General features: G+C 62.2%; 31 protein-coding genes. 1 reads left to right on the top strand and 30 read right to left on the bottom strand.

Annotated features, from left to right (window positions below):
- Positions 1 to 114: 114 nt before the first annotated feature.
- The 29 genes from rpsK to rpsL all read right to left on the bottom strand — a co-directional run bounded on the left by rpsK (position 115) and on the right by rpsL (position 17,496).
- Complete coding sequence (gene rpsK / locus IVB22_RS01855) at positions 115 to 504, bottom strand: 30S ribosomal protein S11 (RefSeq protein ID WP_006021048.1); 390 nt, start codon at positions 502 to 504, stop codon at positions 115 to 117.
- Between the two features lie 116 nt (positions 505 to 620).
- Positions 621 to 989 carry a 30S ribosomal protein S13 gene (rpsM, locus tag IVB22_RS01850; RefSeq protein WP_247515614.1) on the bottom strand — a complete coding sequence of 123 codons (369 nt, stop codon included), beginning with the start codon at positions 987 to 989 and terminating at the stop codon, positions 621 to 623.
- Between the two features lie 184 nt (positions 990 to 1,173).
- Entirely contained in the window at positions 1,174 to 2,055 is an 882-nt protein-coding gene (locus IVB22_RS01845) for an adenylate kinase (protein WP_247515613.1), read from the bottom strand.
- Positions 2,056 to 2,133: 78 nt separating this feature from the next.
- The gene (gene secY, locus IVB22_RS01840; protein WP_247515612.1) at positions 2,134 to 3,465 is read right to left on the bottom strand and encodes a preprotein translocase subunit SecY; all 1,332 of its coding nucleotides are present in this window, start codon (positions 3,463 to 3,465) and stop codon (positions 2,134 to 2,136) included.
- Between the two features lie 148 nt (positions 3,466 to 3,613).
- Entirely contained in the window at positions 3,614 to 4,102 is a 489-nt protein-coding gene (gene rplO, locus IVB22_RS01835; RefSeq protein ID WP_247515611.1) for a 50S ribosomal protein L15, read from the bottom strand.
- Between the two features lie 75 nt (positions 4,103 to 4,177).
- Positions 4,178 to 4,372 (bottom strand): 50S ribosomal protein L30, encoded by a 195-nt coding sequence (gene rpmD / locus IVB22_RS01830; protein ID WP_247515610.1) that lies wholly within the window; start codon positions 4,370 to 4,372, stop codon positions 4,178 to 4,180.
- 37 nt (positions 4,373 to 4,409) lie between these two features.
- On the bottom strand, positions 4,410 to 4,985 hold the full coding sequence (gene rpsE / locus IVB22_RS01825; RefSeq protein WP_057902127.1) for a 30S ribosomal protein S5: 576 nt from the start codon (positions 4,983 to 4,985) through the stop codon (positions 4,410 to 4,412).
- Between the two features lie 61 nt (positions 4,986 to 5,046).
- Positions 5,047 to 5,406, bottom strand: a complete 360-nt coding sequence (rplR, locus tag IVB22_RS01820; RefSeq protein ID WP_247515609.1) for a 50S ribosomal protein L18 — start codon at positions 5,404 to 5,406, stop codon at positions 5,047 to 5,049.
- An 11-nt stretch (positions 5,407 to 5,417) separates the two neighbouring features.
- Positions 5,418 to 5,951: a 50S ribosomal protein L6 gene (gene rplF, locus IVB22_RS01815; RefSeq protein ID WP_247515608.1), complete on the bottom strand. Its 534-nt coding sequence runs from the start codon at positions 5,949 to 5,951 to the stop codon at positions 5,418 to 5,420.
- Between the two features lie 16 nt (positions 5,952 to 5,967).
- Positions 5,968 to 6,366 (bottom strand): 30S ribosomal protein S8, encoded by a 399-nt coding sequence (rpsH, locus tag IVB22_RS01810; protein WP_247515607.1) that lies wholly within the window; start codon positions 6,364 to 6,366, stop codon positions 5,968 to 5,970.
- 14 nt (positions 6,367 to 6,380) lie between these two features.
- Entirely contained in the window at positions 6,381 to 6,686 is a 306-nt protein-coding gene (rpsN, locus tag IVB22_RS01805) for a 30S ribosomal protein S14 (RefSeq protein ID WP_247515606.1), read from the bottom strand.
- Between the two features lie 44 nt (positions 6,687 to 6,730).
- Entirely contained in the window at positions 6,731 to 7,288 is a 558-nt protein-coding gene (rplE, locus tag IVB22_RS01800) for a 50S ribosomal protein L5 (protein ID WP_247515605.1), read from the bottom strand.
- The gene (gene rplX / locus IVB22_RS01795; RefSeq protein ID WP_214491134.1) at positions 7,281 to 7,595 is read right to left on the bottom strand and encodes a 50S ribosomal protein L24; all 315 of its coding nucleotides are present in this window, start codon (positions 7,593 to 7,595) and stop codon (positions 7,281 to 7,283) included. Before rplX ends, rplE begins: the two co-directional genes overlap by 8 nt.
- Positions 7,595 to 7,963, bottom strand: a complete 369-nt coding sequence (gene rplN / locus IVB22_RS01790; RefSeq protein ID WP_011473865.1) for a 50S ribosomal protein L14 — start codon at positions 7,961 to 7,963, stop codon at positions 7,595 to 7,597. The genes rplX and rplN overlap by 1 nt, the downstream gene beginning before the upstream one ends.
- An 84-nt stretch (positions 7,964 to 8,047) precedes the next feature.
- Positions 8,048 to 8,296: a 30S ribosomal protein S17 gene (rpsQ, locus tag IVB22_RS01785; protein ID WP_100417522.1), complete on the bottom strand. Its 249-nt coding sequence runs from the start codon at positions 8,294 to 8,296 to the stop codon at positions 8,048 to 8,050.
- An 11-nt stretch (positions 8,297 to 8,307) separates the two neighbouring features.
- Positions 8,308 to 8,514: a 50S ribosomal protein L29 gene (gene rpmC / locus IVB22_RS01780; protein WP_247515604.1), complete on the bottom strand. Its 207-nt coding sequence runs from the start codon at positions 8,512 to 8,514 to the stop codon at positions 8,308 to 8,310.
- A 5-nt stretch (positions 8,515 to 8,519) separates the two neighbouring features.
- The gene (rplP, locus tag IVB22_RS01775; protein WP_025588649.1) at positions 8,520 to 8,933 is read right to left on the bottom strand and encodes a 50S ribosomal protein L16; all 414 of its coding nucleotides are present in this window, start codon (positions 8,931 to 8,933) and stop codon (positions 8,520 to 8,522) included.
- A 32-nt stretch (positions 8,934 to 8,965) separates the two neighbouring features.
- Complete coding sequence (gene rpsC / locus IVB22_RS01770) at positions 8,966 to 9,664, bottom strand: 30S ribosomal protein S3 (protein WP_108518094.1); 699 nt, start codon at positions 9,662 to 9,664, stop codon at positions 8,966 to 8,968.
- 19 nt (positions 9,665 to 9,683) lie between these two features.
- Positions 9,684 to 10,070, bottom strand: a complete 387-nt coding sequence (rplV, locus tag IVB22_RS01765) for a 50S ribosomal protein L22 (RefSeq protein WP_247515603.1) — start codon at positions 10,068 to 10,070, stop codon at positions 9,684 to 9,686.
- A 10-nt stretch (positions 10,071 to 10,080) separates the two neighbouring features.
- Positions 10,081 to 10,359: a 30S ribosomal protein S19 gene (gene rpsS, locus IVB22_RS01760; RefSeq protein ID WP_247515602.1), complete on the bottom strand. Its 279-nt coding sequence runs from the start codon at positions 10,357 to 10,359 to the stop codon at positions 10,081 to 10,083.
- Positions 10,360 to 10,371: 12 nt separating this feature from the next.
- Positions 10,372 to 11,205 (bottom strand): 50S ribosomal protein L2, encoded by an 834-nt coding sequence (gene rplB / locus IVB22_RS01755; RefSeq protein WP_212420848.1) that lies wholly within the window; start codon positions 11,203 to 11,205, stop codon positions 10,372 to 10,374.
- A gap of 12 nt (positions 11,206 to 11,217) precedes the next feature.
- Positions 11,218 to 11,517, bottom strand: coding sequence for a 50S ribosomal protein L23 (locus IVB22_RS01750; RefSeq protein ID WP_108518085.1), 300 nt, complete (start codon positions 11,515 to 11,517; stop codon positions 11,218 to 11,220).
- Positions 11,514 to 12,134, bottom strand: a complete 621-nt coding sequence (rplD, locus tag IVB22_RS01745; RefSeq protein WP_247515601.1) for a 50S ribosomal protein L4 — start codon at positions 12,132 to 12,134, stop codon at positions 11,514 to 11,516. Before rplD ends, IVB22_RS01750 begins: the two co-directional genes overlap by 4 nt.
- A gap of 1 nt (position 12,135) precedes the next feature.
- Complete coding sequence (rplC, locus tag IVB22_RS01740) at positions 12,136 to 12,855, bottom strand: 50S ribosomal protein L3 (protein ID WP_247515600.1); 720 nt, start codon at positions 12,853 to 12,855, stop codon at positions 12,136 to 12,138.
- A gap of 52 nt (positions 12,856 to 12,907) precedes the next feature.
- The gene (gene rpsJ / locus IVB22_RS01735) at positions 12,908 to 13,216 is read right to left on the bottom strand and encodes a 30S ribosomal protein S10 (protein WP_002712302.1); all 309 of its coding nucleotides are present in this window, start codon (positions 13,214 to 13,216) and stop codon (positions 12,908 to 12,910) included.
- Positions 13,217 to 13,305: 89 nt separating this feature from the next.
- Complete coding sequence (gene tuf, locus IVB22_RS01730) at positions 13,306 to 14,496, bottom strand: elongation factor Tu (RefSeq protein ID WP_247515599.1); 1,191 nt, start codon at positions 14,494 to 14,496, stop codon at positions 13,306 to 13,308.
- A gap of 40 nt (positions 14,497 to 14,536) precedes the next feature.
- A complete protein-coding gene (gene fusA, locus IVB22_RS01725; protein WP_247515597.1) occupies positions 14,537 to 16,609 on the bottom strand; it encodes an elongation factor G in 2,073 nt (690 codons plus the stop codon).
- A gap of 29 nt (positions 16,610 to 16,638) precedes the next feature.
- Complete coding sequence (rpsG, locus tag IVB22_RS01720) at positions 16,639 to 17,109, bottom strand: 30S ribosomal protein S7 (RefSeq protein WP_108518073.1); 471 nt, start codon at positions 17,107 to 17,109, stop codon at positions 16,639 to 16,641.
- A 15-nt stretch (positions 17,110 to 17,124) separates the two neighbouring features.
- Positions 17,125 to 17,496 (bottom strand): 30S ribosomal protein S12, encoded by a 372-nt coding sequence (rpsL, locus tag IVB22_RS01715; RefSeq protein ID WP_025588683.1) that lies wholly within the window; start codon positions 17,494 to 17,496, stop codon positions 17,125 to 17,127.
- Between the two features lie 710 nt (positions 17,497 to 18,206).
- On the opposite strand from rpsL, the gene IVB22_RS01710 reads away from it, so the two are divergent.
- Positions 18,207 to 19,430, top strand: a complete 1,224-nt coding sequence (locus tag IVB22_RS01710; protein WP_247515596.1) for an NAD(P)/FAD-dependent oxidoreductase — start codon at positions 18,207 to 18,209, stop codon at positions 19,428 to 19,430.
- Here the strand turns inward: IVB22_RS01710 and IVB22_RS01705 are convergent.
- Entirely contained in the window at positions 19,373 to 21,403 is a 2,031-nt protein-coding gene (locus tag IVB22_RS01705) for an ABC transporter ATP-binding protein (protein WP_247515595.1), read from the bottom strand. The two genes, IVB22_RS01710 and IVB22_RS01705, sit on opposite strands and share 58 nt — an antisense overlap.
- Positions 21,404 to 21,430: the final 27 nt, after the last annotated feature.

Genomic DNA, 21,430 nt, shown 5'->3' with positions numbered 1-21,430 from the left:
CCGGCCAGTCGATTTGCCTTCAAATCACTGGCGTTGGAGATCCGCGGATCAGTCCGCGGCAGTCAAAATTCCAAAAACAATCGCGAGGCGGTGCGAGCCGCGCGCGACCAGACGTCAGACGCGCCGGCGCTTGCGCGGACGGCAACCATTGTGCGGGATCGTCGTCACGTCGCGAATCGACGTCACGGTGAAGCCCGCCGCCTGCAGCGCACGAAGCGCCGATTCACGGCCCGAACCCGGACCGGCAACTTCCACTTCCAGTGTGCGCATGCCGTGTTCCTGCGCCTTCTTGGAAACGTCTTCGGCCGCGACCTGCGCGGCATAGGGGGTCGACTTGCGCGAGCCCTTGAAGCCCATCGTGCCGGCCGACGACCAGGCAATGGTGTTGCCCTGCGCATCGGTGATGGTGATGGTCGTGTTGTTGAACGACGAATTGACGTGCGCGATACCCGAGGCGATATTCTTGCGTTCGCGACGGCGTACGCGGGTGGCTTCCTTGCCCATTACCTAAAACCTTCCTGTGATCTCAAACGCCGCCGTACTGCCAGCGGCTACACCTAAGAAGCGAACGGTGAGCGGCGAATAGTCTATTCGCCGCCTCCTGTTCGCTATTCGCAAAATTACTTCTTCTTGCCGGCGATCGACTTGGCCGGGCCCTTGCGCGTGCGCGCGTTGGTGTGGGTGCGCTGGCCGCGCACCGGCAGGCCGCGGCGATGACGCAGGCCGCGATAGCAGCCGAGGTCCATCAGACGCTTGATGTTGATACCGGTCTCACGGCGAAGATCGCCTTCGACGAGGTAGTCGCGGTCAATCACTTCGCGGATCTGCAGGACTTCCTGGTCGCTCAGCTGGCTGACGCGACGATCCACGGGGATCTTGACCTTCTCGACGATCTCGGCCGCGTTCTTCTGGCCGATGCCATGAATGTACTGGAGCGCGATCAGGACGCGCTTGTTGGTCGGGATATTCACGCCGGCAATACGGGCCACGGACTTCTCTCCTGTCGCCGATCCCTCATGGGCCGGCCTTAAGTTCTTGCTATCTCGGGCAGGTTTCCGCAAACGCGAACACGACGCCCTTCCCCTCATCTGCTTCGGGGCCCGGCATCGTCAAAACTATCCGACTTGGATGCGGGGCTTATTAAAGGATTCAACTCGGTTTCGTCAACCGCCTCTATCGCTTAGCTCGCTTTTTCGTGACCTTTTTCGAGGCCTTGGCGGTAGTCTTCCCTGCGGCCTTTTTTGCCGCCTTTTTGGCCTTGCCGGCTCCCCGCCCCTTGGCCGGCGAAGCGGCCTTCTTGCTAGCCTTACCGCCCCCCTTCGAGGCCGCTTTCCTGCCCTTTGGGGCCGGTTTCGCAGCCTTCCGGGCGGTTTTGGCGGCCTTTTTGCCCGCCGGCCTGGCGGTCTTCCTGGTGGCCGCTGCGGCCTTCCTGGCCGGCGCCGCGGACCTGGCAGCCTTGGGTTCCACTGCCCCGATCGCGGTCAGGATCCGGTTGATCTCCCGGGTGACGTGCTCGATGGTCATCATTCCGTCGACCGTCAGAAGCTTCCGCCGCTCCGAATAATAGTGAATCAGTGGCTCGGTCTGCGTCCGGTAGTTGGCCAGCCGCTTCGACAGCACCTCCGGGGTATCGTCGATTCGCACTTCCTCGCCGCGCGCCTGCATCTCGGCGACACGCGTCTCGACGCGGTTCAGAAGCGCGCTCTCGTTGACGCGCAGTTCGACCACGGCGTCGAGCTTGATGTGTTTCTTCTTCAGGAGTTCGTCGAGCGCGGCCGCCTGCGGCACCGTCCGCGGAAAGCCGTCGAGGATGAAACCGTTCTTCATGTCGGGCTGGTCGAGACGGTCGGAGATGATCCCGATCACGATCTCATCCGGCACCAGGGAGCCGCTGGCCATGATGTCCTTGGCCTGCAGGCCGACCGGCGTCTGCGCGGCCACCGCCGCGCGCAGCATCTCGCCGGTCGAGAGCTGGATGATGCCGTACTTCTGAACCAGCCGCTGCGCCTGGGTCCCCTTACCCGCGCCCGGCGGACCCAAAAGGATCAATCTCATGACTATTCGCCCCCCGGCTTGGTGAGCGAAACGCCGCACACCTCTTATTGGAATTCAGACCGCCGCGCTTCCGCGAGATCAGCGGCGGCGGCCCCTCAGCTTGGATTTCCTGATCAGCCCCTCATACTGATGGGCCAGGAGATAGCCCTGCACCTGCGCTACCGTATCCATGGTCACGCTGACGACGATCAGGAGCGAGGTGCCGCCGAAGTAGAACGGCACCGAAGCATAGGAAATCAGGATCTCAGGTATCAGGCAGACGATCGCCAGATAGATCGCGCCGAGCACGGTAACGCGCGACAGCACGTAATCGATATATTCGGCGGTGCGCTCGCCCGGCCGGATGCCCGGGATGAAGCCGCCATGCTTCTTCAGATTGTCGGCGGTCTCGGTCGGGTTGAACACGATCGCGGTGTAGAAAAATGCGAAGAACACGATCAGGCTCAGGTAGAGGATCAGGAACAGTGGACGGCCGTGGCTGAGCTGGGTGTTCAGCCACTGGAACCATTCCGGGCCCTGGCCGGCATTGAAATTCGCGACGGTCGCCGGCAGCAGCAACAGCGACGAGGCGAAGATCGGCGGGATCACGCCTGACGTGTTGAGCTTGAGCGGCAGATGCGAGGACTGGCCCTCGAACATCTTGTTGCCGACCTGTCGCTTCGGATACTGGATCAAAAGCCTGCGCTGCGCGCGCTCCATGAACACGATGAAGGCGATCACCACGACCGCCATCACGATCACGACCAGGATCAGGCCGGTCGAGAGCGCGCCCTGGCGTCCCAGTTCCAGCATATTGGCGAGAGCAGACGGCAGCTCGGCAACAATGCCGGCCAGAATGATCAGCGAAATACCGTTGCCGATGCCGCGTGAGGTGATCTGCTCGCCGAGCCACATCAGGAACATGGTGCCGCCGGTCAGCGTGACGGTGGTGGAAATGAGGAAGAACATCCCGGGTTCGCTGACGACGTTGCCGGCGCCCTGGAGGCCGACGGCGATGCCGTAGGCCTGGAACGTGGCCAGGATTACCGTCAGATAGCGGGTGTACTGGTTCAGCGTCTTGCGGCCAGCCTCGCCTTCCTTCTTCAGCGCTTCGAGCTTGGGCGATACGGTGGTCAAGAGCTGGATGATGATCGATGCCGAGATGTACGGCATGATGTTCAGCGCGAAGATCGCCATGCGGTTGATGCCGCCGCCGGCGAACATGTTAAACATGCCGAGGATGCCGCCGGCCTGCGACTTGAACACCTGCTCCCAGGCCGCGGGATCGATGCCGGGCAGCGGAATATAGGTGCCGAGCCGATAAACAAGCAGCGCACCCAGCGTGAACCAGATGCGCTTCTTCAGTTCGTCGGCTTTCGCCAAAGCGCCGAAATTGAGGTTTGCCGCAAGTTGTTCTGCTGCTGAGACCATGTTCAGGCTTTCTCCCGCCGCCCCTCAAACCGCCACCCCTCCCCCGGGGCGATCGGCAGACGCCGGACATTATTTGGTGCTCGGCTTCGATAAGTCCATCGTTCTATCGTGCGGATCGCCCGCGACAAAACGGGCGATGACGCAGATGTTACGCCGCCTCGCCTTCGTCCTTCTTGGCCGGGGCCAGGACCTTGACCGTGCCGCCGGCCTTCTCGACCGCCGCGACCGCCGATTTCGAGGCGCCATGCACCTCGATCGCGAGCTTGGCCTTGAGTTCGCCGCGGCCGAGCAGCCGCAGGCCGTCCTTGGCGCGACGGATCACGCCGGCCTTCACCAGCGATTCGACGGTGACGGTTTCCTTGGCATCGACCAGCTTGGCGTCGATCGCCTCCTGCAGCCGGTCGAGATTGATCTCGGCGAAGTCGAGGCGGAAGATGTTGTTGAAGCCGCGCTTCGGCAGGCGGCGATGCAGCGGCATCTGGCCGCCCTCGAAGCCCTTGATGCGCACGCCCGAACGCGCGGTCTGGCCCTTGCCGCCGCGGCCCGAAGTCTTGCCCTTGCCCGAACCGATGCCACGGCCGACGCGCATGCGCTTCTTGCGCGAGCCGGCGTTGTCGGCGATATCGCTGAGCTTCATCGTTAGTTTCCTTTATCCTTGGAGCATGATCTTGACCGAAAACCGGTACCCACTTTTCGGGATCATGCTCCGAACTTACTTCTCGCCGACGATGCGGACGAGATGTTGAACCTTGGCGATCATGCCGCGAATTGCAGGCGTGTCCTGCAGCTCGGTGACACGACCGATCTTGTTGAGCTTGAGACCGATCAGCGTCGCACGCTGCGAGTGATGGCGGCGGATTGCGCTGCCGGTCTGCTCGACCTTGATCGTCTTTGCGGCCTTGGCCATCGTCTTAACTCCAAAGAGCGCTTGAAAATCGCGCCGGTTATTCAGCCACCACTTCGGCATCGCCGCCGACGCGGCGCGACTGCAGCGTGGACACCTTGATGTTGCGGCGTGCGGCCACCGAACGCGGCGAATCCTGATGCTTCAGCGCGTCGAAGGTGGCGCGAACCATGTTGTAGGGATTCGACGATCCGATCGACTTCGCCACCACGTCCTGGATGCCGAGCGTTTCGAACACCGCACGCATCGGGCCGCCGGCGATGATGCCGGTACCGGCCGGAGCGGCGCGCAGGTAGACGCGGCCGGCGCCGTGGCGGCCGGCGATGTCGTGATGCAGCGTGCGGCCTTCGCGCAATGCGACGCGCGTCAGGTTGCGCTTGGCCGACTCGGTCGCCTTGCGGATCGCTTCGGGAACTTCGCGCGCCTTGCCGTGGCCGAAACCGACCCGGCCCTTCTGGTCGCCGATCACGACCAGCGCCGCAAAGCCGAAGCGCTTGCCGCCTTTGACGACCTTCGCCACGCGATTGATGTGGACGAGCTTGTCGACGAACTCGCTGTCGCGCTCATCGCGATCCCTGCTCCGTTCGCGTCCGCCGCGTTCGCGTTCACCTGCCATGGTGTTTTCCAATCTTTAGGGGAGTAAAGCCCCTGTCCTCGTAATTATCCAAAACGGTTCGTTAGAAGCTCAGGCCGCTTTCGCGGGCCGCATCCGCGAGCGCCTTGACGCGCCCGTGATAGAGATACTGACCGCGATCGAACACCACTTCCTTGACGCCCTTCTGCACGGCGCGTTCCGCCAGCAGCTTGCCGACGGCCTTGGCCGCATCGATGTTGGCGCCCGTATTGCCGCCATCGCGCATGGTCTTTTCCAGCGACGAAGCGGAAGCCAGCGTTTCGCCTTTCAGGTCGTCGATGACCTGGGCGTAGATGTGCTTCGACGAACGAAACACCGACAGACGCGGACGTCCATTGGCGGACCGGCGCAGCGAGTTGCGCACGCGCTGCTTGCGCCGGGCATTCGTGACCTTGAGTGACATGACCGGCTCCGTTACTTCTTCTTGCCTTCCTTGCGGAAGATGAATTCGTTGGCGTACTTCACACCCTTGCCCTTGTAGGGCTCCGGCGGACGGTAGGCGCGGATTTCCGCGGCGACCTGGCCGACGCGCTGGGAATCGGTGCCCGTGATCGTGATCTCGGTCGGCTTCGGCACCACGATGGTGATGCCTTCCGGGATCGCGTAGACGACGTCGTGGCTGTAGCCGAGCGCGAGCTGCAGGCTCTTGCCCTGCAGCGCAGCACGGTAACCGACGCCGGTGATCTCGAGCTTCTTCTCGAAACCCTTGGTAACACCCTCGACCAGATTGGCGACCTGCGCGCGCGCAGTGCCGTACATCGCCTGGGCGCGGTTGGTCGCGAGCTTCGGTGCGACCTTGACCGCGCCGTCCTCGAACTTCACTTCGACGTCGTCATGCACGACGAACTGAAGCTGGCCCTTCGGCCCCTTCATCTTGACGGTCTGTCCCTCGACGGTCGCCGTCACACCGGACGGGATCGCTACAGGCCGTTTGCCAACACGTGACATGGCTCTAAATCCTTCCTCAGAACACCGTGAAGAGAATTTCGCCGCCCACATTCGCGTCACGCGCGGCGTGGTCAGCCATGATTCCCTTCGGCGTCGACAACACCGAAATACCGAGACCGTTGTTCACGCGCGGCAGGTTCTTCACCGAGGCGTAAACCCGACGGCCCGGCTTGGAGACCCGCTCGATCTCGCGAATGACGGGCTCGCCGTCGAAATATCTCAGCTCGATCTCAAGCTCGCTGCGGCCCGAAGCATGTTCGACGCTGGCGTAACCGCGGATGTAGCCCTCGGACTTCAGCACTTCGAGCACGCTGGCGCGCATCTTCGAGCCCGGGGTCGAGACCTTGGACTTCGAACGCATCTGCGCGTTGCGGATGCGGGTGATGAGATCGGAGATCGGATCGTGCGTTGACATCTTGACGACCCTCCTTACCAGCTCGACTTCACGAGCCCGGGAACCAGGCCCTTGGAGCCGAGTTCACGCAGCGCGATGCGGGAAAGCTTGTTCTTGCGGTAGGTCGAGCGCGGACGGCCGGTCAGCTCGCAGCGGTTGCGGATCCGCGTCGCCGACGAATTGCGCGGCATCTGGGCGAGCTTCAGCGTCGCCGCGAACCGCTCTTCCATCGGCCGCGTCTTGTCGGCGATGATCGCCTTCAGCTTCGCGCGCTGCGGCGCGGCGTTCTTCGTCATCCGCTTGCGCCGGTTGTTCTTCTCGATCGAACTCTTCTTTGCCATGCTTGGCTCCTGGGTTTCCGCGTTTGAGAGGCTTTAACTGCTTCTCACTGCCGGAACGGGAAATTGAATGCGGTCAACAAGGCACGCGCCTCGTCGTCGGTCTTCGCCGTGGTGCAGACCGTGATGTCCATGCCGCGGGCTTCCGAAACCTTGTCGAAATCGATTTCGGGGAAAATGATGTGCTCCTTGAGACCGAGCGAGTAATTGCCGCGACCATCGAAGCTCTTCGGATTGAGGCCACGGAAGTCGCGCACGCGCGGCAGCGCCACGTTCACCAGGCGGTCGATGAACTCGTACATCTTGGCCTTGCGCAGCGTGACCTTGCAGCCGATCGGCTGGTTTTCACGCAGCTTGAAGGTCGCGATCGCGATCCGCGAATAGGTCACGATCGCCTTCTGGCCCGCGATCTGCGTCAGTTCGCCAGCCGCGGTCTCTGCCTTCTTGCGGTCGTTGACAGCGTCGCCGACGCCCATGTTGAGCACGACCTTGTCCAGCCGCGGCACCTGCATGACGTTGGCATAGCCGAACTTCTCAGTCAGCTGGCCACGGATGCTCTTGTCATACTCTACGCGCAGGCGCGGTGTGTAAGCGGTATCAGCCATCGATCTCTGCTCCCGAGCTCTTGGCAATGCGTACCTTCTTGCCATCAGCCTGAATCTTGAAGCCCACGCGGGTCGGCTTGCCGTCCTTGCCGACATAGGCGACGTTGGACAGGTGGATCGGCGACTCCTTGGAGATGATGCCGCCTTCCTGGTTCTGGGTCTGCTTCTGGTGACGCTTCACCATGTTGACGCCGCGCACCAGCGCCTTGTTCTCGGCGGGGCGGACCTCGAATACTTCGCCGGTGCGGCCCTTGTCGCGGCCGTTCAGCACGATGACCTTGTCACCTTTCCGGATCTTGGCAGCCATCACAGCACCTCCGGCGCAAGCGAGATGATTTTCATGTGGTTCTTGGCGCGCAGCTCGCGCGGCACGGGCCCGAAGATACGGGTGCCGACCGGCTCCGACTGGTTGTTGATCAACACGGCGGCGTTGCGGTCGAAGCGGATGACCGAGCCGTCGGCGCGGCGGATGTCCTTGCGGACCCGGACCACGACGGCCTTCATCACGTCGCCCTTCTTCACCTTGCCGCGAGGAATCGCTTCCTTGATCGACACGACGATAACGTCGCCCACGGTGGCATAGCGGCGCTTGGAGCCCCCCAGCACCTTGATGCACATGACACGGCGTGCGCCTGAATTGTCGGCCACGTCGAGGTTGGTCTGCATCTGAATCATTGATGCACCTCGTCCTCTTTCTGTTGCGCTCGAATTAGCGCCTAAAATTTTTCCTGATTACCCGTCCGGCAAGCCGAACGAACCTCAGGCGGTTTTCTTCTGCTCGCCCCGGACCACGGTCCAGCGCTTCAACTTGGAGATCGGCTTGCTTTCCTCGATCCACACCATGTCGCCCGGCTTGAACTCGTTGTTCTCGTCGTGCGCGTGGTAGTTCTTGGACTGGCGGATCGTCTTCTTGTAGATCGGATGGGTGAAGCGGCGATCGACGCGCACCACCACCGTCTTGGCTTGCTTGTCGCTCACGACCACGCCCTGAAGGGTACGTTTCGGCATAATAAGGCCTCTTACTTCTTCTTCGCGCGCGTTTGCGCGGCGATGGTCTTGATGCGGGCGATATCGCGGCGGGCTTCGCGCAGCCGCGAGGTGTTCTCCAGCTGCCCGGTGGCGCGCTGGAAACGCAGATTGAAACGTTCCTTCTTCAGACTGAGGACGGCGTCCTCCCTCTGGTCGTCGCTCATCGCGCGGATGTCTTCAACTTTCATCGGGGCCATGACGATTACTCCGCAATGCGCGCGACGAAGCGCGTCTTGATCGGCAGCTTGGCGGCGGCAAGCGAGAGCGCCTCCTTGGCGGTCTGCACCGTGACGCCGTCGATCTCGAAAATCACGCGGCCGGGCTTGACCCGCGCCACCCACAATTCCGGCGTACCCTTGCCGGAGCCCATGCGGACTTCGGCCGGCTTCTTCGATACCGGCAGGTCCGGGAACACGCGGATCCAGACGCGGCCGGCGCGCTTCATGTGACGGGTCAGCGCGCGGCGCGCGGCTTCGATCTGGCGGGCGGTGATGCGCTCGGGCGCCATCGCCTTCAGGCCGAATTGACCGAACGACAACGTCGCACCCGAAGTCGCAACGCCGTGGATACGGCCCTTATGCGCCTTCCGGAACTTCGTTTTCTTTGGTTGCATCATGGCTTTAAGCCCTCAAACCTTCTTCTGATATCTCACGCTGCGTCGCGGCGCGGACGTGCGGTGTCGCCTTCGGCCATCTTCTTGTCCTGGGCCATCGGATCGTGCTCGAGGATCTCACCCTTGAAGATCCAGACCTTGACGCCGCAGGTACCGAACGTGGTGAACGCGGTCGCCACGCCGTAATCGACGTCGGCGCGCAGCGTATGCAACGGCACGCGGCCCTCGCGGTACCACTCCATGCGCGCGATTTCGGCGCCGCCGAGACGGCCCGAGCAATTGATACGAATGCCTTCGGCGCCGAGACGCATCGCCGACTGCACCGCCCGCTTCATGGCGCGGCGGAAAGCGACGCGGCGCTCGAGCTGCTGGGCGATCGATTCGGCGACCAGGGTGGCGTCGAGTTCGGGCTTGCGGATTTCGACGATGTTGATGACGACGTCGGAAGCCGTGATGTCGGCAACCCGCTTGCGCAGCTTGTCGATGTCGGCGCCCTTCTTGCCGATCACGACGCCGGGACGCGCCGAATGGATCGTCACGCGGCACTTCTTATGCGGACGCTCGATCACGATGCGGGCGACGGCCGCCTGCTTGAGTTCCTTGTGCAGGATCTCGCGGATCTTGACGTCTTCATGCAACAGCTTGCCGTACTCGTTCTTGCCGGCGAACCAACGGGAATCCCACGTGCGGTTGATGCCGAGACGCAGTCCGATTGGATTGATCTTTTGACCCATCGTTTTCTCCCGCGCCGCTTTAAGCGCTTGCCTCGGCCTCGACCTGACGAACCACGATGGTCAGGTGCGAGAACGGTTTATAGATACGCCCCGAACGGCCACGGCCGCGCGGTGAAAAACGCTTCATCACGATGCCGTTGCCGACATGCGCCTCGGCGACGACGAGATCGTCGACCTCGAGGTCGTGGTTGTTCTCGGCGTTCGCGATCGCCGATTCCAGGCACTTCTTGACGTCGACCGCGATCCGCTTGCGCGAGAACTGCAGGTCGGCGAGCGCAGCAGATGCCTTCCGGCCGCGGATCAGCTGCGCGACAAGATTGAGCTTCTGCGGGCTGACGCGCAGCATCCGGGCAACTGCCTTGGCCTCGTTGTCCGCGAGGACACGTTCGCGCTTTGGTTTGCTCATCGTCTATTCCTCAAGCCTTCTTGGCTTTCTTGTCGCCAGAATGGCCATGGAAGGTACGGGTCGGCGAGAACTCGCCGAACTTGTGACCCACCATTTCCTCGTTGATCGATACCGGCACATGCTTCTGGCCGTTGTAGACACCGAACGTCAGGCCGACGAATTGCGGCAGGATGGTCGAGCGGCGGCTCCAGATCTTGATGACGTCGTGACGACCCGACGCGCGCGCAGCATCTGCCTTCTTGAGCAGAGAGGCTTCGACGAACGGGCCTTTCCAGACTGAACGTACCATGTCCGGCGTTCCTTACTTCTTCCGCTTGTGGCGGCTTAGGAGGATGAATCGATTGGTCGACTTGTTCGAACGGGTCTTCTTGCCCTTGGTCGGCTTGCCCCACGGGGTGACCGGGTGGCGGCCGCCCGAGGTGCGGCCTTCGCCGCCGCCGTGCGGATGGTCGATCGGGTTCATGACGACGCCGCGGTTATGCGGACGCCAGCCCAGCCAGCGGGTACGGCCGGCCTTGCCGATCGAGATGTTCATGTGATCGGGGTTCGACACCGCACCGATGGTGCCGCGGCAACGGCCGTGCACCAGGCGCTGCTCGCCCGAGTTCAGGCGCAGAATGACGTAGTCCTGATCGCGACCGACGATCTGGGCGTAGGTGCCGGCCGAACGCGCGATCTGGCCGCCCTTCCCGATCTTCATCTCGATGTTGTGGATGATGGTGCCGACCGGCATGTTGCCGAGCGGCATGACATTGCCGGGCTTGACGTCGACATAGTTGCCGGCAACCACGGTGTCGCCCGCAGCCAAACGCTGCGGCGCCAGGATGTAGGCCTGCTCGCCGTCCTGATACTTGATCAGCGCGATGAACGCGGTGCGGTTCGGATCATACTCCAGCCGTTCGACGACGGCAGGAACGTCGACCTTGTTCCGCTTGAAGTCGACCAGGCGATAGGACTTCTTGTGGCCGCCGCCGCGGAAACGAACGGTGATGCGGCCGGTGTTGTTGCGGCCGCCATTGCCGAGCTTGCCCTCGGTCAGCGCCTTCACCGGCTTGCCCTTGTAGAGCGCCGAACGGTCGACCATCACCAGCTGGCGCTGGCCCGGCGTCGTCGGATTGTATGTTTTCAATGCCATCGCTGTATCGCCTTATAGTCCGGTAGTGACGTCGATGCGGTGGCCCTCTTCGAGGGTCACGACAGCCCGCTTCACGTCCGACTGCGAACCGAAATTGCCGCGGAACACCTTGGTCTTGCCCTTGCGGACCAGCGTGTTCACGCGTTTCACCTTGACGTCGAACAGCTTTTCGACGGCTTCCTTGATTTGCGGCTTGGTCGCCTTGCTGGCGACCCTGAACACCACCTTGTTGTGCTCGGAGGCAACCGTCGCCTTTTCGGTGACAACGGGAGCTACGATCACGTCGTAATGGCGCGGATCGATGTTCTTCATTTGAAGCGCGCCTCCAGCGCATCGACTGCCGCCTTCGTCAGCACGAGCTTCTGACGACGCAGAATGTCATAGACGTTGATGCCCTGGATCGGCAGCACGTCGATATTCGGAATGTTGCGTGCAGCGGTGGCGAAACCGGTGTGCAGCTCGGCGCCGTCGATGATCAGCGCATTGGTCAGGCCGAGACCCGAGAAATGACCGACCAGCGCCTTGGTCTTGGCGTCCTTGACCTGCGCATTGTCGAGCACGATCAGGCCGCCGTCCTTGGCTTTCGCCGACAGAGCATGCTTGAGCGCCAGCGCGCGCACCTTCTTCGGCAGGTCGGTCGCGTGCGAGCGAACCACCGGACCGAACGCACGGCCACCGCCGCGGAACTGCGGCACGCGGGCCGAGCCGTGACGGGCGCCGCCGGTGCCCTTCTGCTTGTACATCTTCTTGCCGGTGCGCCACACGTCGGCGCGGCCCTGCGTCTTGTGCGTTCCGGCCTGCCGCTTGTTGAGCTGCCATTGCACGCAACGCTGGATGATGTCGGCACGGGGCTCGAGACCGAAGATCGCGTCCGAGAGCTGGACCGAACCGGCTTCCTTGCCTTCAAGGGTCGTGACTTTCAGTTCCATCTCACGCGCCCTCCTGCTCGGCCGGAGCCTGAGCCTGCTCATCGCCGGCGACCTTGAACTTGCCGGGCTTCGGAGCTTCCTTCGGCAGCGGCTTCTTGACGGCGTCGCGAACCGAGATCCAGCCGCCCTTGGAGCCGGGAACGGCGCCTTCGACGAGGATCAGGCCGCGCTCGACGTCGGTCTGCACCACACGCAGATTGAGCGTGGTGATGCGATCGACACCCATGTGACCGGGCATCTTCTTGTTCTTGAAGGTCTTGCCGGGATCCTGACGTCCACCGGTCGAACCGATCGAACGATGCGAAACCGACACACCGTGGGTGGCGCGCAGACCGCCGAAATTCCAGCGCTTCATGCCGCCGGCAAACCCCTTACCGACCGAGGTGCCGGTGACGTCGACGAACTGGCCGACCACGAAATGGTCCGCCTGAATCTCGGCGCCAACCGGGATCAGCGCGTCTTCCGACACGCGGAACTCGGTGACCTTCCGCTTGGGCTCGACCTTGGACACCGCAAACTGGCCGCGCTCTGCCTTCGGCAGATAGACGGTCTTGCGGGTACCCGAACCGAGCTGCAGCGCGACATAACCGTTCTTCTCGGTCGTGCGGTGGCCCAGCACCTGGCAATTGCCCAGCTTCAGCACGGTCACAGGGATATGTTCGCCGGTCTCCGTAAAGACCCGCGTCATCCCGACCTTTTGTGCGATCACTCCGGAGCGCATCGGCGTGCTTCCTGTTCTTTCTGTCCGCTAACTTCGGACGATCCTGAAAATCTTAGAGCTTGATCTCGACGTCGACACCGGCGGCCAGATCGAGCTTCATGAGAGCATCGACGGTCTGCGGGGTCGGATCGACGATGTCGAGAAGGCGCTTGTGGGTGCGCATCTCGAATTGCTCGCGGCTCTTCTTGTCGACGTGCGGTGAACGGTTGACGGTGAACTTCTCGATGCGGGTGGGCAGCGGGATAGGTCCGCGAACCTGGGCACCGGTACGTTTCGCCGTGTTCACGATCTCGCGGGTCGACGTATCGAGGATACGATGGTCGAACGCCTTGAGACGGATGCGAATATTTTGGCCGTTCATTGCCGTTGTCTCTTTCTTCGTCGCTTGATGCGAGTAGTGAGCGGCGAATAGCGAATGAAACCATTCGCTATTCGCTTTTCGTTTTCTCTTTACTCGATGATGGAGGCGACGACGCCGGCGCCGACGGTGCGGCCGCCTTCACGGATCGCGAAGCGCAGCTTTTCTTCCATCGCGATCGGCACGATCAGGTGCACTTCCATCGCGATGTTGTCGCCCGGCATCACCATTTCGGTGCCTTCGGGCAGATGAACGACGCCGGTCACGTCGGTGGTGCGGAAGTAGAACTGGGGCCGGTAGTTGGTGAAGAACGGGGTGTGACGACCGCCCTCTTCCTTGGTCAGGATGTAGGCCTCAGCCTTGAACTTGGTGTGCGGCTTGACCGAACCCGGCTTGCACAGCACCTGGCCGCGCTCGACTTCCTCGCGCTTGGTGCCGCGGAGCAGCGCACCGATGTTGTCGCCGGCCTGGCCCTGATCGAGCAGCTTGCGGAACATTTCGACGCCGGTGACGATGGTCTTCTGGGTATCGCGCAGACCGACGATTTCGATTTCCTCGCCGACCTTGACGATGCCGCGCTCGACACGACCGGTCACCACGGTGCCGCGGCCCGAGATCGAGAACACGTCTTCCACCGGCATCAGGAACGGCTGGTCGATCGGACGCTCCGGCTGCGGAATGTACGCGTCGACCTGCTTCATCAGCTCGAGGATGGCGTCGTGACCAAGCGCCTTGTCCTTGTCTTCAAGGGCGGCCAGCGCCGAGCCCTTGACGATCGGGATGGTGTCGCCCGGGAATTCGTACTTCGAAAGCAGTTCGCGGACTTCGAGCTCGACGAGCTCGAGCAGTTCCGGATCGTCGACCATGTCGCACTTGTTCAGGAACACGACGAGCGCGGGAACGCCGACCTGACGGGCGAGCAGGATGTGCTCGCGGGTCTGCGGCATCGGGCCGTCGGCGGCCGACACGACCAGGATCGCGCCATCCATCTGGGCTGCGCCGGTGATCATGTTCTTCACGTAGTCGGCGTGGCCCGGGCAATCGACGTGGGCGTAGTGCCGATTGGTGGTTTCGTATTCGACGTGGGCGGTCGAGATCGTGATGCCGCGCGCCTTCTCTTCCGGCGCCTTGTCGATCTGGTCGTACGCCGTGAACGTCGCACCGCCGGTTTCAGCCAGCACCTTGGTGATCGCTGCGGTCAGCGAGGTCTTGCCATGGTCGACGTGACCGATGGTTCCGATGTTGCAGTGCGGTTTATTACGTTCAAACTTTGCTTTGGCCATTTGACTCTCCGTTCAGTCGTTAGCTTTGAACCAACGACAATCAGGCAAACTTCTTCTGGACTTCTGCCGACACGTTCGCCGGCGCTTCAGCGTAGTGATCGAATTGCATCGTAAAGGTCGCGCGTCCCTGGCTCATCGAGCGCAGGTTATTCACGTACCCGAACATGTTCATGAGCGGCACCATCGCGTTGATGACGTTGGCGTTGCCGCGCATGTCCTGACCCTGGATCTGGCCGCGCCGCGAATTCAGGTCGCCGATGACCGAACCGGTATAGTCTTCCGGGGTCACCACCTCGACCTTCATGATCGGCTCGAGCAGAACGGACTTGCCCTTCTGCAGCGCTTCGCGGAATGCCGCGCGCGATGCAATTTCGAAGGCCAGCGCCGAAGAGTCGACGTCGTGATACTTGCCGTCGACCAACTGGACCTTGACGTCCACCACCGGGAAGCCGGCGACCACGCCCGAGCCCATCACGCTGTTGAGGCCCTTTTCGACGCCGGGGATGTATTCCTTCGGCACCGCGCCGCCGACGATCTTCGATTCGAACTCGTAGCCCTTACCGGGCTCGTTCGGCTCGACGATGATCGATACTTCGGCGAACTGACCGGTACCGCCGGTCTGCTTCTTGTGCGTGTACTTGACTTCAGCGCGCTTGGTGACCCGCTCGCGGAACGCCACCTGCGGCGCGCCGATGTTGGCGTCGACCTTGTAGGTACGGCGGAGGATGTCGACCTTGATGTCGAGATGGAGTTCGCCCATGCCCTTGAGAATGGTCTGGCCGGACTCCTGGTCGGTCGACACGCGGAACGACGGATCTTCCGCAGCAAGCTTCGCCAATGCCACGCCGAGCTTTTCCTGGTCGGCCTTCGACTTCGGCTCGATCGCGATCTCGATCACCGGCTCCGGGAATTCCATCTTTTCGAGGATCACCTGCTTGTCGGGATCGCACAGCGTGTCACCGGTGCGCGCTTCCTTCAGGCCAGCAAGTGCTACGATATCGCCGGCATAGGCTTCCTTGATGTCTTCGCGGTTGTTCGCATGCATCAGCAGCATACGGCCGATACGCTCTTTCTTTTCGCGGGTCGAGTTCACGACGCCGGTGCCGCTCTGCAGGATGCCCGAATAGATGCGGCAGAAGGTGATGGTGCCGACGAACGGGTCGTCCATGATCTTGAACGCGAGCAGAGCCAGCGGCTCCTTGTCGTCGGCCTTGCGCAGCACTTCGTTGCCGTCATCGTCCATGCCCTTGATCGCGGGCACGTCGACCGGCGACGGCAGGTAGTCAACGACGGCGTCCAGCAGCGGCTGCACGCCCTTGTTCTTGAAGGCCGAGCCGCACAGCACGGGATAGAAGGCGCCGGTCAGCACGGCTTTACGGATCAGCCGCTTCAGCGTCGCCTCGTCCGGCTCCTTGCCGTCGAGGAAGGCAGCCAAGGCGTCATCGTCGAGCTCGACGGCGGCTTCCACCATCTTCTCGCGATATTCCTTGGCCTGGTCGACCATGTCGGCCGGGATATCGACATAGTCGAACTTCGCGCCGAGCGATTCATCGTTCCAGATGATGCCCTGCATCTTCACGAGGTCGACGAGGCCCTTGAAGTTGTTCTCGGCACCGATCGGGAGCTGGATCGCGATCGGCTTGGCGCCGAGGCGGTCAACGATGTCGGCGAGGCACTTGAAGAAATCCGCGCCGGTCTTGTCCATCTTGTTGGCGAAGACGATGCGCGGAACCTTGTACTTGTCGCCCTGACGCCAGACGGTTTCGGTCTGCGGCTCAACGCCCTGGTTCGAATCGAGCACGCATACCGCGCCGTCGAGCACGCGCAGCGAACGCTCGACTTCGATGGTGAAGTCGACGTGGCCGGGGGTGTCGATGATGTTCAGGCGCTTGCCGTTCCAGAACGCGGTGGTCGCAGCCGAGGTGATCGTGATGCCACGCTCCTGCTCCTGCTCCATCCAGTCCATCGTCGCGGCACCTTCGTGCACTTCGCCGATCTTGTGGCTCTTGCCGGTGTAGTAAAGGATGCGCTCGGTGGTCGTGGTCTTACCGGCATCGATATGCGCCATAATACCGAAGTTGCGGTAGTTCTCTATGGCATGAACGCGGGGCATGGGCTGTTCCTTAAATCCGTTCTTCGCCGTTACCAGCGATAATGCGAGAAGGCACGGTTGGCTTCCGCCATCCGGTGCACGTCTTCACGCTTCTTGACGGCGTTCCCCCGGTTGTTCGACGCGTCGAGCAGCTCGGCCGAGAGCCGCTCCGTCATCGTCTTTTCGTTACGATCGCGCGCTGCCGTGATGATCCAGCGAATACCCAGCGCCTGACGGCGAACCGAGCGCACTTCGACCGGCACCTGGTAGGTGGCGCCACCGACGCGGCGCGAACGCACTTCGATGGTCGGCATGACGTTTTCCAGCGCCTGCTCGAACACCGGCAGCGGACCCTGCTTGGTCTTGGTTTCGATCATGGCGAGCGCGCCGTAGACGATGCTCTCGGCGGCAGACTTCTTGCCGTCGTACATGATCGAGTTCATGAACTTCGTGATGATGACGTTCCCGAACTTCGGATCCGGGTTCACTTCACGCTTTTCAGCAGAATGGCGACGGGACATCGATTCTGTTCCTGATTACTTCGGACGCTTCGCGCCGTACTTCGAACGGCGCTGCTTACGGTTCTTGACGCCCTGGGTATCGAGGACGCCGCGGAGGATGTGGTAGCGCACGCCGGGCAAGTCCTTGACGCGGCCGCCGCGGATCATGACCACCGAGTGCTCCTGAAGGTTATGGCCTTCACCCGGGATGTAGCCGATCACTTCGAAGCCGTTGGTCAGGCGCACCTTGGCGACCTTACGAAGCGCCGAGTTCGGCTTCTTCGGGGTCGTCGTGTAGACGCGCGTGCAAACGCCGCGCTTCTGCGGCGACTGCTGCAGCGCCGGCACCTTCTTGCGTGACTTCTGCACCGCACGCGGATTTGCGATCAGCTGGTTGATCGTCGGCATGTCAGCCTTCACCCTTTAGTTCGCGCGAAACCTTGAATGGCTTTCGCAAATTCTTCTCGGAACTAGCCGTTCCGTTCGGCCCGCCTTGCGTGAAAAACATCCACGCAAAACGAAATCGCGCCAACCACCCATCACTGAGCGGAAAGCGCTTCGACGCCACAGAGGACCGCAAGTGAAGGCGATCAGCGCTCGCTGTCCGGCCTGCAACCGAGGTCATGCATCCGAGTTCACTCTCAAGAGAACGTGCTCAAGAGAACAAAAATCGTCCTGGCATTGCCTAGCAATATGATCGACAGCGTTTGAGCGGCATTCGTCGAGGTTGGTGCCCGTCCCGGTCCTTCAGGAAACTTCCGTAAGGATTTGAAAGGGTGTTCCGTTCCGACGCTGGCGTTGCTCACCGCCTGTCGTTAAGTGGCCGTCTTCTATAAGCGGTGGGTAGTTAAGTCAAGCAAAACAACAACGCTGGAAATGCCTATGGCGTCTGCGGATTCAGCGTTTCCAGCGAATTCAGGAAACGCGGAAATGGCATCTTCACCCCTCACCATTGGCATCTCCCCCTTTGCCTCGGAGCTCTGAGTCGCCTCGCTCGATCGCTAATTATACCCGGGTAAATACAATCAAAAACATCATTCTCTCGGCCAAGACAACCCAACTAAGGCTTTATTTGCCTTTCCGGGTGCAAAAGTGTCGCACCCCGGCTGAGATTCCACATGAAATACACCGACATTGCGATCATCGGCGGCGGCCTTGCCGGCTCGACCGCGGCTGCCATGCTCGGACGTGCTGGAATCCCGACTGTTCTGATCGACCCCCACAAAGTCTATCCGTTCGACTTCCGCGTCGAAAAAATCAGCGGCGACGAACAGCTCGGCCGCTTCTACCGGACCGGAATCGCCGATTCGGTGCTCCGCTCGGCCACCCACGACCGCCAAAACTGGATTGCGCGATTCGGCTACCTCCTCGACAAGAAGCCGAGCCGCCAATACGGCATCATGTACGACGCGCTGATCGGCGCTGTCCGGGCCGAAATCGCAGCCCCCGCCGAGCTCATCTACGCCAAGGTGACCGATGTCTCGACCAGTGCGGAGCGGCAGAAGCTCACGCTATCCGACGGCGAAACCATTTCGGCGCGCCTGGTGGTGCTGGCCAATGGACTGAGTGTCGGGCTGCGCCACAGTCTCGGCATCGAGCGCCAGACCATCAGCGTCAGCCATTCCATCTCGATCGGATTTGACATGGTGCCGGTCGGCCGTCCGGCCTTCGAATTTCCCGCCCTGACCTACTTTTCGGAACGGGCAAAGGAGCGCGTCGCCTATGTAACGCTCTTCCCTGTCGGAAACCGGATGCGGGCCAACCTCTTCGTCTACCGCGAGGTCGACGATCCCTGGCTGCGCGAGATGCGCCATAGGCCGGTCGAGACCATGAACGCCGCGCTGCCCAGGCTGCGCCGGATCATCGGCGAATACGGCGTTCCCGGCGACGTCAAGATCAGGCCTGCCGATCTCTATATCTCAACCGGCTATCGCCGGCCTGGCGTCGTTCTGGTCGGCGATGCCTTTGCGGCCACCTGCCCGGTTACCGGCACTGGCACCGACAAGGTGTTCACCGACGTAGCCCAGCTCTGCAACGTCCATATCCCCGCCTGGCTTGCGACCGCGGGCATGGACGCGGACAAGATCGCTTCCTTCTACGAAGATCCGGTCAAGCAGGCTTGCGATGCCTGGTCGATGGCAAAAGCCGTCAGCTTCCGCAAGCTCACGATCGAGAACGGGCTCTACTGGCGTGCGCAGCGCTGGGCGCGCTTCCTGGCGTGGTTCGGCGAAGGCGCCCTGCGGCGGATGCGAAACGGGATCAGCGCGGGGTCAAACCGCCGCGCTCACTCCTCGTCGTCATCCTCGTCATCGTCGTCGTCTTCATTATCATCGTCGGCTTGACCGGCATCGTTGTGCGGCGTGCGGCCCTGATCGTCCCAGAGCTTGCGATAGACGCCGTTGGCCGCGAGCAACTGCGCATGCGAGCCGCGCTCGATCGCCTTGCCGGCTGAAATCACGATGATCTCGTCCATCTCGACCACCGACGTCAGACGGTGGGTCGACCAGATCATGGTGCGCCCCTCCGCCACGTTCAGAAGCGTGCGGTTGATCGCGGCTTCCGTGGTCTGGTCGAGCGCCGACGTTGCCTCGTCGAGCAGCAGCAGCGACGGATTGCGGATGATCGCGCGCGCGATCGCGATGCGCTGGCGCTGGCCACCCGACAGCGTGTCGCCGCGTTCGCCGACCGGCGTGTCGTATTTCTGCGGCAGGCTCATGATGTAGCTGTGGATCTCGGCCTTGCGCGCGGCTTCCTCGACCTCCTCGTCGCTGGCGCCTTCCTTGCCGAGCCGGATGTTTTCACGGAGCGACATGTTGAACAGCATGTTCTCCTGGAACACGACCGCCATGCCGCCGCGCAGGGATTCGCGGGTCACGCGGCGGATATCGACGCCGTCGATGGCCACCCGCCCCTCGTCCGGCGTGTAAAGGCGCAGGATCAGATTGAGCAGCGTGCTCTTGCCCGAGCCGCTGGGACCGACGATCGCGATACGCTTGCCGACATTGAGCTTGAGGCTGAAATTGTCGAGCACCGGCGTCTCGCTGCCTTCGTAGGCGAAGGTGACGCGGTCGAAGCTGATGTCGTTGGTGATCCGCGGTAAATCGGGCGCGCCCGGGCGATCGGCGCCGCGCGTCGGCTCATCCAGCAGCTCCTGCATATGCCGCACCGCCGCCGCCGACTGGATCGACACCGGAATGAAATGCATCAGATGGGCGATGTTGTAGGACACCTCCCAGAACGCGCTCTCGAAGGTGACGAAAGTACCGATGGTGATCTGGCCCTTGGTGGCGAGATAGGCGCCGATCGCCAGCACCACGAGGTGCAGCAGCAATACTGAAATGGTGACGGTGCGCTCCACCATCGTGGAAAGGAAGACAGCCGATGCCGTCTTGATCCGCACCTCCTGGTTGCGCATGGTGAACCAGCCGAGCGTGCGGCGCTGCAGGCTGAACGCCTTGATCACCGCTTGGGCAGCCACGTTTTCCTGCACCGTGCCGAGCAGCGCCGATTCGTTGAGCTTCTGCTCGTAATTCGCCTGCACCGCCTTCGGCGTCAGGATCCGCGGCCCGATCAGCGTGATCGGGAATATCAGCAAGGCAACCGCCGCAAGCTGCCAGTTCAAAAACAGCATCAGGATGATGCCGGCGATCAGTTCCAGGAACGGCAGCGCCGCGCTGTTGGCGAAGGTCTTGACCGAGCTTTCATAGGCCGCGAGATCGATCGAGAATCGCGAGAGAATCTCGCCGCGCTTGGTCCGGGCGAAATACGACGCCGGCAGGTTCTGGACGTGCTCGAACAGCCGCGTCCGCACGTCGGCGATGACGCCCGCGGCCAGCCGCGCGTCCCATTTCTCGTACCAGACCGCAATGATCGACGTGATGATGCCGGCGACCGCGAGCACGCCGAGGATCTTGTACAGCGCCTGGAAATCCTCCTCGCCGAGCGCGTCGTCGATCAGGAATTTCAGGCTGAGCGGCATGATGACGTTGAACAGCGTCTCGACCAGGACGCCGAAGGTCACGAAGGCCAGCAGTTTTCTGTAATTGCCGAGATACGGCTTGGTGAAGCCGTAGATCGTCGCCATCGCGCCGGCGGCTTCCTTGGCGGTGAAAACGACGAGATCCTCGTCGTCATCATCGTCGTCGTGGTCCAGCTCCCCGTCCTTATCGTCCTTGTCGGCGTCACCAGCAGGTGCACCGGCGGCCTTGCCACCGGTCAGCGGCGCAACCGCCTCCAGCACAAGCTTCTTGGTCAGCTCAGGATCGTCCGCTGGCGCGGGATTCTGATCATCCGAGGAAGGAGGCTTGGGCGCCATGAAACCAACCGATGCTGCACGGCCGGC

Origin of the sequence: Bradyrhizobium sp. 190, assembly GCF_023073415.1 — a bacterium.
Lineage (GTDB): Bacteria > Pseudomonadota > Alphaproteobacteria > Rhizobiales > Xanthobacteraceae > Bradyrhizobium.
This window is presented reverse-complemented; position numbering and strand designations above follow the sequence as displayed.